The organism is Blastococcus sp. CT_GayMR19 (genome assembly GCF_004570385.1).
Taxonomy (GTDB): Bacteria; Actinomycetota; Actinomycetes; order Mycobacteriales; family Geodermatophilaceae; genus Blastococcus_B.
The window spans coordinates 1-10,004 of the sequence record NZ_SPQL01000033.1 but is presented as its reverse complement, the minus strand read 5'-3'; the positions used below and the strand labels follow the sequence as shown (position 1 = coordinate 10,004).

The 10,004-nt window shown below is 75.0% G+C and carries 8 protein-coding genes and 1 pseudogene; 6 read left to right on the top strand and 3 right to left on the bottom strand.

Annotation, left to right across the window (positions count from 1 at the left end; genetic code table 11):
• Positions 1-1,618 (bottom strand): annotated as a pseudogene (locus tag E4P39_RS22000) (hypothetical protein); the annotation flags it as partial.
• Positions 1,619-1,789: 171 nt separating this feature from the next.
• On the opposite strand from E4P39_RS22000, the gene E4P39_RS21990 reads away from it, so the two are divergent.
• Positions 1,790-2,275, top strand: a complete 486-nt coding sequence (locus E4P39_RS21990; RefSeq protein WP_245160039.1) for an ATP-binding protein — start codon at positions 1,790-1,792, stop codon at positions 2,273-2,275.
• A gap of 10 nt (positions 2,276-2,285) precedes the next feature.
• Here E4P39_RS21990 and E4P39_RS21985 read toward each other — a convergent pair whose 3' ends face one another.
• Positions 2,286-2,816 (bottom strand): hypothetical protein, encoded by a 531-nt coding sequence (locus E4P39_RS21985; protein ID WP_135138789.1) that lies wholly within the window; start codon positions 2,814-2,816, stop codon positions 2,286-2,288.
• Positions 2,817-2,903: 87 nt separating this feature from the next.
• Between E4P39_RS21985 and E4P39_RS21980 the strand changes: the two genes are divergently transcribed.
• From E4P39_RS21980 to E4P39_RS21965, 4 genes are all read left to right on the top strand, one after another.
• Positions 2,904-4,457 carry an aldehyde dehydrogenase family protein gene (locus E4P39_RS21980; protein ID WP_135138788.1) on the top strand — a complete coding sequence of 518 codons (1,554 nt, stop codon included), beginning with the start codon at positions 2,904-2,906 and terminating at the stop codon, positions 4,455-4,457.
• The gene (locus E4P39_RS21975; protein ID WP_135138787.1) at positions 4,454-6,088 is read left to right on the top strand and encodes a GMC family oxidoreductase N-terminal domain-containing protein; all 1,635 of its coding nucleotides are present in this window, start codon (positions 4,454-4,456) and stop codon (positions 6,086-6,088) included. The genes E4P39_RS21980 and E4P39_RS21975 overlap by 4 nt, the downstream gene beginning before the upstream one ends.
• Before the next feature lie 160 nt (positions 6,089-6,248).
• On the top strand, positions 6,249-6,596 hold the full coding sequence (locus tag E4P39_RS21970; protein WP_135138781.1) for a nuclear transport factor 2 family protein: 348 nt from the start codon (positions 6,249-6,251) through the stop codon (positions 6,594-6,596).
• 58 nt (positions 6,597-6,654) lie between these two features.
• Positions 6,655-7,128 (top strand): NUDIX domain-containing protein, encoded by a 474-nt coding sequence (locus E4P39_RS21965; RefSeq protein WP_135138780.1) that lies wholly within the window; start codon positions 6,655-6,657, stop codon positions 7,126-7,128.
• Between the two features lie 87 nt (positions 7,129-7,215).
• Here E4P39_RS21965 and E4P39_RS21960 read toward each other — a convergent pair whose 3' ends face one another.
• On the bottom strand, positions 7,216-8,547 hold the full coding sequence (locus tag E4P39_RS21960) for an MFS transporter (RefSeq protein ID WP_245160038.1): 1,332 nt from the start codon (positions 8,545-8,547) through the stop codon (positions 7,216-7,218).
• Between the two features lie 72 nt (positions 8,548-8,619).
• On the opposite strand from E4P39_RS21960, the gene E4P39_RS21955 reads away from it, so the two are divergent.
• On the top strand, positions 8,620-9,615 hold the full coding sequence (locus tag E4P39_RS21955; RefSeq protein WP_135138777.1) for a helix-turn-helix domain-containing protein: 996 nt from the start codon (positions 8,620-8,622) through the stop codon (positions 9,613-9,615).
• Positions 9,616-10,004: the final 389 nt, after the last annotated feature.

Here is a 10,004-nt window from a genome sequence, read left to right as displayed (position 1 = left end):
CCGCGGGCGGCCCGGCCGCCGCCGGATCGGCCAGGCGCAGGCCGAGCGGGCCGAGCCGGTCGACCGGCAGTCCCGGATCGGGCAGCAGCACCCCCGCCGGACCGTGCGCGGTGCGCCCGTCGGCCAGCGGAACGGGCAGCGCCGCGAGCTCCTCGCGGTCCGCGCCGTCCAGCGCGGCGTAGAGCTCCGCCCACCAGGACGCCGGCCGCTCCACCCCGCGCACCGCCTCGACCGCCTCGGCGATGGCGATCCGGCGGATCCCCAGGGCGGTTCGCGCGGGGAGATCGGACCGCCGGGACCAGGCTGCGGGCAGCAGCCCCGGCAGGACACCGGCCAGCGCCGCCACCCGTTCGTCGGTCGCGTCGTCCAGCGCCGCGGCACGGTCGGGCGGCTGGCGGACGCCGTCCCTCCCGGCCACGGGCAGCCAGGCGACCGCGCGCAGCCGGTCCAGCACCGCCGAGCCCAGCGCCGCGTCGAGCGCGGCCCCCGCCAGGCCGGCACGGGGCACGAGGGCCAGCAGGACGGGGTCCGCCGGGAGCGAGGCCAGCAGGTCGGCGTAGGCCTCGGCCGCTGCCGTCACCAGCGCGTCGGTGACCGGGCCGGGAACCACGTGCCGCCGGTCCGGCCCGAGCGGGAACGGCGCGATCAGCCGCGCGGGCAGCGTCAGCGGCTCGTCGCTCGGCGTCGGTGCGTGCACGACCTGACCGGACGGGAGCGGGCTCGGCCGCCCCCGCCGTCCGTCCGCGGAGTCGTCGAGCGGCACCGCCCAGGTGACCGTCCAGGACCGCCGTCCCCGCTCCTCCACCGGCCGGTCGGCGACGAGCCCGGCAGGCAGCTCCCCCGACCGCTGCGCGACGCGCCAGACGGTGGCGCGACCGCCGTCGGTGATTGCGATCCCGCCGTCCGCCGGCGCTGCCGACAGCGTGCGCATCCGGCCGTCCACGACGACGTCCACGCTGCCCAGGCCGGGCAGGGCGAGCAGCAACTCGCCGCGGAGTGCCTCCAGGGCCGCCGCGACCCCCGCACGCGCGCCGGCCCGCAGCGGCAGCACCACCGCGGTCGCGAACCCCTCCGGCGGCGTCCCCTCGGCGGGCCAGGGCAGTCGCAGCACCGGAACGGCGCCGTCCCGGCGCGCCAGCTCCGCCGCCAGCCCCGGTACGGAGGCCACGTGCGCCCTGGTCCCCGCGGCGCTGAACCGCACGCCACCGGACGTCGACAGCACCACGGGCTCGTCGCTCACCGCCAGGACCGCGGCGAAGCCGACGCCGAACCGCCCGACGCTGCCCGTATCGTCCCGCTTGGCCGACGCCCGCAGGGTTACCAGTCCCTGTACGCCGCCGTCGTCCAGCGGGACGCCGGTGTTGGCCGCCAGGAGGATGTCCCCGGCCAGTTCCAGGCGCAGCCGCCCGGGGACGCCGGCCCGGAGGGCGGCGTCGGCGGCGTTCTGTGCCAGCTCGATCAGCAGCCGGTCGCGGTAGCCGCCGCGGACCAGGTCCTCCTCGGCGTTGGCGTCCTCCCGGAAGCGGGCCGGGGAATCGGTCCAGGCGGCGAGCACGCGACGGCGGATCCCCGCGGTGTCGAAGGGGTCGCTCGTCCCGCGAGCGGTCTCGCTCTGCATGGTCGGGCCTCTCGTCGCGGGCCGGCGCGGCGCGGCACCAGCCCGCCGTCCTCCGTCGTGGCGCGACCCTAGAGGCCGCCGATCCCGGGCCCGGCAGACCGATGGGGTGACACGACGGTTCGGAACCGCCCGCAGCGGGCACCGGGAGGGGACAACCCGGCGGCAGTCGTCGTGGCGAGTGGCCCGAACCGACGGGCCGGTGACGAGGCGGTGGTGGTGGCTCTCTGGCAGCCGTCGCGTCTGCCGCAGGGGTTCGGCGAACTCTGGTGCCAGCAGCTCTCCTCGCTGGCCGAGCTGGCAGGCCTGCGGGCACGCCTCCGGAAGTCCCTCACCGGCAGCCCGCGTGTCGTCGACCCCGGACGCGAGCACTGGTCGGAGCGCCTGGTGCTGATCGCGGACGAGCTGACCTCCAACGCCCTGCGCCACGGTGGGCCCCCGGTGGCCACGGCGCTGAGCCGGACGAACGGCCAGTTCCTCATCGCCGTCAGCGACACCTCCACCGACGTCCCGCCGGCGCCCGCCGTGGGCCGCGACCCGGGGCTCGGGGGCTTCGGCCTCTACCTCGTGGCGGACCTCTCCGCGCAGCACGGCTGGTGCGTGGCCCGGGGCACCAAGACGGTCTGGGCCGTCGTCCCGGCCACCGACACCGGCAACTGAACCGGCCCGGTCACCCGCCGCCCTCGGTGCACACCTCTCCCGACATGCAGACCGGGCGATCCGGCTCCGGCTCCGGCACGTCGTCCGAGCGCCCCTCCAGATCGGTGGTCATGTCCTTGACGGCGTCGGTCATGGCGTCGGCGTCGTGTGCCATGCCGGCCGGGCACGGGACGGGTTCCGTCGTCACCGAGCCGCGACCGTCGCCGCCCGATCCGGGCACGACGGTCACCTCGACGCACGCGCCCAACGAGAACTCCTCCGGGGGTGCCAGGAATTTGCTCTCCAGCACCTCCACGGCGATCACCCGGACGAGAGTGACCGCGTATCCGTCGATCGAGCTCTCGACGGCGTAGCCGTACCGGTCGAGACCGTCCAGCGCGTGCCCGCCGGTGCTGTACGGATCGTGCGACCTGCTGTGGACGTACCCGGCGTGCAGGCCGTCGAGGCGGTCCTGCAGCTGGTCCGCCAGCCGGTCCTCGGTCGACGCGCAACCCGTCACGAGCAGCAACGCCGCCGCTCCCCACCCACACCGCCGGTTCACGCGCGCAGCATGCCAGCCGTGGACCGCGTCGTCTCGGATGTCGACCGTCCATGGCTCCCGAAGTGACCCGTGGGTAACCTGCGACTCATGTCGCTCGCGGAGCAGATGGACACGGTCACCGACGCCTCCGCGGGGACCGTGGACCGGCACGCCACCACCGAGACCTTCGACTCGACCGACCCGGCCACCGGCGCCGTCGTCGGTGTCTTCCCGGTGCACGACGCCGCCGCGGTGCAGGAGACGGTCGACCGCGCCCGCCCCGCGGCGAAGCAGTGGGCGGAGCTCGGCTGGGACGGGCGCCGGCAGCGGCTGACCGCCTACCGCGGCTACGTGGCCCGGAGGCTGCACGAGCTGGCCGACCTCGTGCACCGCGAGAACGGCAAGCCGCACGCCGACGCCATCCTCGAGATCACCCTGGCGATCGACCACCTCGCCTGGGCCGGCGCGCACGCCCGCAAGACCCTGGGGCCGCGCCGGGTCCCGGCCGGGATGCTGGCGGCCAACCACGCCGCCTACCTGGAGTACCAGCCGCTCGGCGTCATCGGCGTCATCGGGCCGTGGAACTACCCGGTGTTCACGCCGATGGGCTCGATCGCCTACGCGCTGGCCGCGGGCAACGCCGTGGTCTTCAAGCCGTCGGAGCACACCCCGGCCATCGGCGCGTGGCTGGCCGCCGCCTGGCGGGCCGCCGTGCCGGACGCCGCCGACGCCTTCCAGGTCGTCACCGGCGAGGGCTCGACCGGCGCGGCGTTGTGCCGCGCCGGCGTCGACAAGCTGGCGTTCACCGGGTCCGCCCCCACCGGCCGGAGGGTCATGGCCGCATGCGCCGACACCCTGACCCCGGTGCTCCTGGAGCTCGGCGGCAAGGACGCGATGATCGTCGACGACGACGCCGATGTGGTCGCCGCGGCCGACGCCGCGGTCTGGGGCGCCATGAGCAACGGCGGCCAGACCTGCATCGGGATCGAGCGGGTCTACGCCACCAGCGCGGTCTACGACCGGTTCGTCGCCGAGGTCACCACCCAGGTCCGGAAGCTCCGCCCCGGGTCGGACGACGAGGCGTCGTACGGGCCGATGACCATGGCGTCGCAGACCGGGATCGTCCGGCGGCACGTCGACGGTGCCGCGACCGCGGGCGCCCGCGTGGTCCGTGGGGACGCCGACCCCGGCCAGTTCCCCCACGAGAACTACGTCGCCCCGACCGTGCTGCTCGACGTCCCCGAGGACAACCCGGCCATCCGCGAGGAGACCTTCGGACCCACGCTGTCGATCACGAGGGTGCGGGACGCCGAGGAGGCGCTCGAGCTGACCAACACCTCGGCCCACGGGCTCGGCGGCGCGGTGTTCACGAAGTCGAAGGCCCGCGGCATGGACCTCGCCCGCCGGATGCGCAGCGGGATGACCTCGGTGAACTCCGTGCTCACCTTCGCCTCGGTGCCGTCGCTGCCGTTCGGCGGGGTCGGCGACAGCGGCTTCGGACGGATCCACGGCGAGGACGGTCTGAAGGAGTTCACCCGGGCCAAGGCGATCACCCGCCGGCGTTTCCCGCTGCCGGTCGACCTGATGAGCTTCGGCCGGCCCGCGTCGGCCGCCGATGCCCTGGCCCGGGTCATGGGCGTGGTGCACGGGCGGCACCGGTGAGGGGCCACGAGCACGCTCTTGGCCCTTCTGACGAGTTCGACGTCGTCGTCGTCGGTGCCGGCTCGGCCGGGTGCGCGGTGGCCGGGCGGCTCACGGAGGACCCGTCGCTGAACGTGCTGCTGCTCGAGGCCGGCGGCTCGGACGACGTCCTCGAGGTGCAGATCCCGGCCGGGCTCTACAAGGTGTGGCGCACCCGCCGGGACTGGAACTACCGAACGGAGCCGCAGCCGGGTCTGGAGGGCCGGACGCTGTTCTGGCCGCGCGGGAAGCTGCTGGGCGGCTCGTCGTCGATCAACGCGATGATCTACATGCGCGGTGCGGCCGCCGACTACGACGAGTGGGCCGAGCTCACCGGCGACCCGTCCTGGTCCTACGAGAACGTGCTGCCGGTGTTCCGCCGGATGGAGGACAACGCCCGCGGTGTGGACCGCTACCACGGCGTGGGCGGCCCGCTGCGGGTCGAGGACCTGCGGTCGCCCCACCCGTGGACCCGCGCCGTCGTCCAGTCGGCGGTGGCCGCGGGTCATCCGCGCAACGACGACTTCAACGGGGCCCGCCTCGACGGCGTCGGGCAGTACCAGGTCACCCAGAAGCGCGGCCGGCGCTGGTCGGCGGCCGACGCCTACCTGCACCCGGTCCTCCAGCGGCCCAACCTGACCGTCCGGACCGGCGCGCTCGCCACCCGCGTCCTGATCGAGAGCGGCCGCGCGACCGGTGTCGAGTACCGCTGCGGCGGCGGCCTGCACACCGCCCGCGCCACCCGCGAGGTCGTGCTGTCGGGCGGCGCGATCAACTCCCCGCAGCTGCTGATGCTCTCGGGCATCGGCCCGGCCGGGCACCTCCGCGAGGTCGGGATCGACGTCGTCCACGACCTGCCGGGTGTGGGCGCGGGGCTGCAGGACCACCCGCTGGTGCCGGTGGTCTGGAACGTGCGGTCGGGGAAGTCGCTGTTCCGCGCCGAGTCGCCGTCGGGGTACGCCCGGTGCTTCGGCGCCCGCCGGGGACCGCTGACCTCGAACCTCGCCGAGTCCGGGCTCTTCACCCGGTCGACGCCGGAGCTGCCCGAGCCCGACCTGCAGATGCACTTCCTGCCGGTGAAGTTCTGGAAGCAGGCGGAGATCGACCCGGACGTCGACGCGTTCACCGCGGCCGTCGTCCTCGTGCACGTCCACTCGCGGGGATCGGTGCGGCTGCGCTCGGCGGACCCGGCCTGGTCCCCCGCCATCGACGCGGGCTACCTGACCGACGAGCGCGACCTGGACGCGCTGGTGTGCGGGATGGAGAAGGCCCGCGAGATCGCCTCGGTGGGACCGCTCGCCTCGGTGCTCGCCGACGAGTGGTCGCCCGGTGCGCCGGTGCACGGCCGGGACGCCCTCCGCGCCTCGGTCCGGAGCACGCTCGAGTCGCTGTACCACCCGGTGTCCTCCTGCCGGATGGGCACCGACGAGATGGCCGTCCTCGACGCGCAGCTGCGGGTGCGGGGCATCGAGGGGTTGCGCGTCGCCGACGCCTCGGCCATGCCGACGCTGGTCCGCGGCAACACGAACGCGCCCACGATCCTGATCGGCGAGCGCGCGGCCGACCTGGTCCTCGGCCGTCCCGTCGCCCCGCACGCCGCCGCCACCGCCTGAGCTGTCGGCTCCGCCCGGCCTGGTCGTGCCGCCGGCGCCGGCCGAGCCCCTCCTGACACCCAGCGTCGGGACGGGTTCCGGAGTGCCGGCGCACGGATCATCCTGGGCACCAGCACCGGACGAGGACGGACGGTTCCGGTGCCCGGCATCGGGAGGACGCATGGCACGGACGCCGCAGGAGATCTTCGAACACCACGCGACCGCCCTCCTGGCGGGGGACATCGACGGCGTGGTCGAGGACTACGCCGACGACGCCCTGTTCGTCACGTCCAGCGGGGTACGGCGCGGCAAGGACGGCGTGCGGGAGGCGTTCACGACGCTGCTCGGGAAGCTGCCGGACGCCGCCTGGGAGGTGCCCGTCCAGGTTTTCGAGGACGACGTCCTCTACATCGAGTGGTCCGCGGTCGCGGAGAAGTCCCGGGTCGAGGACGGGGTCGACACCTTCGTCTTCCGCGACGGCCTGATCCGCGTGCAGACCGTGCGCTTCACGCTGGAGCCGGTCGGCTAGGACGCTCAGCCCCTGGGTCCTGGCGGCTGCGGACCGCCGTCCTCGGCAGAATCGCCGCATGCCGAGGACGAGTGCGGGACTGCTGCTCTACCGCCGCCGCGGCGCCGGCGTCGAGGTGCTGATCGGGCACATGGGCGGGCCGTTCTGGGCACGGAAGGACGACGCCGCCTGGTCGGTGCCGAAGGGCGAGTACGGCCCGGGCGAGGAGCCCTTCGACGTCGCGCTGCGCGAGTTCGAGGAGGAACTCGGCGTGCCGGTCCCGGCCGAGGACTTCCTGCCGCTCGGCGAGGTGCGCCAGTCCGGCGGCAAGGCGCTCACGATCTGGGCCGCCGAGGGCGACCTCGACGCGGCCGCAGCGGTCAGCAACACCTTCACCCTCGAGTGGCCGCCGCGGTCGGGCCGCGTGCAGGAGTTCCCGGAGATCGACCGGGCCGCCTGGGTGCCCGTCGACGAGGCGCGCACGAAGCTGGTCCGTGGTCAGGTGCCGTTGCTCGACCGGCTCCTCGCCGCACTCGCCGTCCCACCGACCTGACGCCGTCCCGCCTGCCCTTTCCCGCTTTCGGTACCGAAAGCGGAACCCGCCCGCCCCGCTTTCGGTACCGAAAGCGGAGGGGGCGCGTCAGCCGTGGGCCTGGGCGGCCGCCGCCTCCGTGGGGTTCGTGGGGAGCGCCGTCCCGGCGGGCGGGGGCGGGTTCCGCCGGATCGCGACCGACGCCGCGGCGGCCACCATGCACAGCCCACCGGCTAGGAACCAGGCCAGGTCGTAGGAGCCGGTGACGTCGCGGATCACGCCGCCCCCGAACGCCGCCACCGCGGAGCCGAGCTGGTGCGAGGCGAACACCCAGCCGAACACCACCGGCGCCCGCGCCCCGAAGTGCTCGCGGCACAGCGCCAGGGTCGGCGGCACGGTCGCCACCCAGTCCAGGCCGTAGAACACGATGAACGCGATCATGGAGACGTGCAGGTCCGGCCCGAACAGCGGCGGCAGCAGGAACAGCGAGAAGCCGCGCAGGCCGTAGTAGGCCAGCAGGAGCACCCGCGGGTCGATCCGGTCGGTGAGCCAGCCGGAGAAGATCGTGCCGGCGATGTCGAAGATCCCGACGACGGCGAGCAGGCCGGCGGCCGTGGTCACCGGCATCCCGTGGTCGTGCGCGGCCGGGATGAAGTGCGGCTGCACCAGGCCGTTCGTCGACATGCCGCAGATGAAGAAGCCGACGGCGAGCAGCCAGAACGGGCGGCTGCGGGCGGCCTCCAGCAGCCCGCGGACGGCGGTCCGCGCGGCACCGGTGCGCACCGGGTCGACGTCGTCGGCCGCCGTTCCGCCGTACGGGGTGACCCCGAGGTCCCGCGGACGGTCGCGCAGCAGCCAGGCCACCAGCGGCAGCACGGCGAGGGCAGCGGCGGTGGTGCCGAGGGAGGCAGCCCGCCAGCCCCACACCGAGTCGACCCACGCCACCACCGGCAGGAAGATCAGCTGCCCGGCCGCCCCGCCGGCGGTGAGGATCCCGGAGACCAGCCCGCGCCGGGCCACGAACCACCGGCCGGTCACCGTGGCCACCAGCGACAACGCCATCGACCCCGTGCCCAGGCCGACCAGCACGCCCCACAGCAGGACCAGCTGCCAGCTCGTCGTCATGAAGACGGTCAGGCCGCTCCCGAGCGCGACCACGAGCAGCGCGCACATCACCACGCGGCGGATCCCGAACCGCTCCATCAGCGCCGCGGCGAACGGCGCCGTCAGCCCGTACAGCGCCATGTTCACCGCGACGGCGGCCGAGATCGTGGAGACCGACCAGCCGAACTCGTCGCGCAGCGGGTCGATGAGCACCCCGGGCACCGCCCGGAACGCAGCGGCGCCGACCAGGGCGAGGAACGTCACCGCGGCCACCCACCAGGCGGGGTGGATGCGATGCCGGTGCGGCGGGGCCTGCGGCGGGGAAGGCGCGGTCACGCGGGACAGCATGGCGGACGCCCGATCGCGCGAACCAGTGGCCCGGCAGCCAACATGTGCAAGGATCCGGCCATGCGCACCAGGGGCCTCCCGGATCGGCACGAGGTCGTCGTGCTCGCCCTGCCGGACGTCACGGCCTTCGAGATCGGCCTGGCCCCCCGCTTCCTGGGCACCGCGGTCGACGACGACGGCCGCCGGCTCTACCGGGTGCGGGTGGCCACCCTCGACGGCGGGCCGGTGCGGACCTCGGGCGGTTACTCGGTGCTTCCCGAGCACGACGCGTCCATCGTGGCGACGGCGCAGACCCTGGTGGTCCCCGCGGTGCACGGCGGCCCGGCGATGACCGACGGCACGCTGCCGGCGGAGGTCACCGCCCTCCTCCGGCGGGCCGCCGGCTCGGCGCGGCTGGTGTCCCTCTGCACGGGGGCGTTCGTGCTCGCTGCCGCGGGGCTCCTGGACGGGCGGCCGGCGACGACGCACTGGATGTACACCGAGCGCTTCCGCCGCCTGTACCCCGCTGTCCGCCTGGATCCCGACGTGCTGTTCGTCGACGACGGCGACGTCCTCACCTCCGCGGGCAACGCCGCCGGGATCGACCTCCTGCTGCACCTGCTCCGGCGCGATCACGGCACCGAGGTGGCCAACCGGGTCGCCCGCCGGAGCGTCGTCGCCCCGTGGCGGGAGGGCGGGCAGTCGCAGTTCGTGGAGCGCCCCGTTCCCCAGGACGGCGCCACCGGCACGGCGGCCACGCGGGCCTGGGCCGTCGAGCGGCTCGGCGATCCGCTGACCCTCGCCGAGCTGGCCGCGCACGCCCGGATGAGCGTCCGCACGTTCACCCGGCGCTTCCGGGACGAAACAGGCACCTCCCCGCAGCAGTGGCTCGCGGCCCAGCGCCTGGCCCTGGCGCGCCAGCTGCTCGAGTCCACCGACCACCCGGTGGACCGGGTCGCCGCCGACGCCGGCTTCGGGACGGCCGCCTCGCTCCGGGGGCAGTTGCGGGCGTCGATCGGCGTCTCGCCGCTGACCTACCGGCGCACCTACCGTGGGCCGGTCGCTCACTCGATGTGACCGGCGACTCACCGCCCGAGTCGCCGTGCGGGTGGGATGTCTGGTTGAGTGGTGACTACCGGCGCCGCCCTCGCTCATCCGGAGCGGCAGGAATCGACGTCGGGCTGAGGCTGCGCCACCGAGGCGCGCCCGGCTGTCCGACGTCTCGCTGACGATGTGAGTCCCGCCCTGCCCCTGTGCAGGTGCGCCGGCGCTCGCGCTCGCCGAGGTGAACGGCGGCCACTCGAGCCTTCGAGGACGAGCACTTCCATGACCTCCCCCAGCAGTTCCGCACCCACCTCCGGCGACAGCGGCACCCGTCCGCGCCGCCGGGCGACCAGCCCCGGCGCCAGCCCGGCCGTGCACGCGCCCGCCGGCCACTCCCCCGCCGGCCCCGCGGCGTCCGGCAC

What these genes read in the sequence shown, in the direction of transcription:
- E4P39_RS21980 (WP_135138788.1), top strand. Translation starts at nt 2,904, where the DNA reads ATGTCGCTCGCGGAGCAGATGGACACGGTCACCGACGCCTCCGCGGGG.
- E4P39_RS21970 (WP_135138781.1), top strand. Translation starts at nt 6,249, where the DNA reads ATGGCACGGACGCCGCAGGAGATCTTCGAACACCACGCGACCGCCCTC.
- E4P39_RS21965 (WP_135138780.1), top strand. Translation starts at nt 6,655, where the DNA reads ATGCCGAGGACGAGTGCGGGACTGCTGCTCTACCGCCGCCGCGGCGCC.
- E4P39_RS21955 (WP_135138777.1), top strand. Translation starts at nt 8,620, where the DNA reads ATGCGCACCAGGGGCCTCCCGGATCGGCACGAGGTCGTCGTGCTCGCC.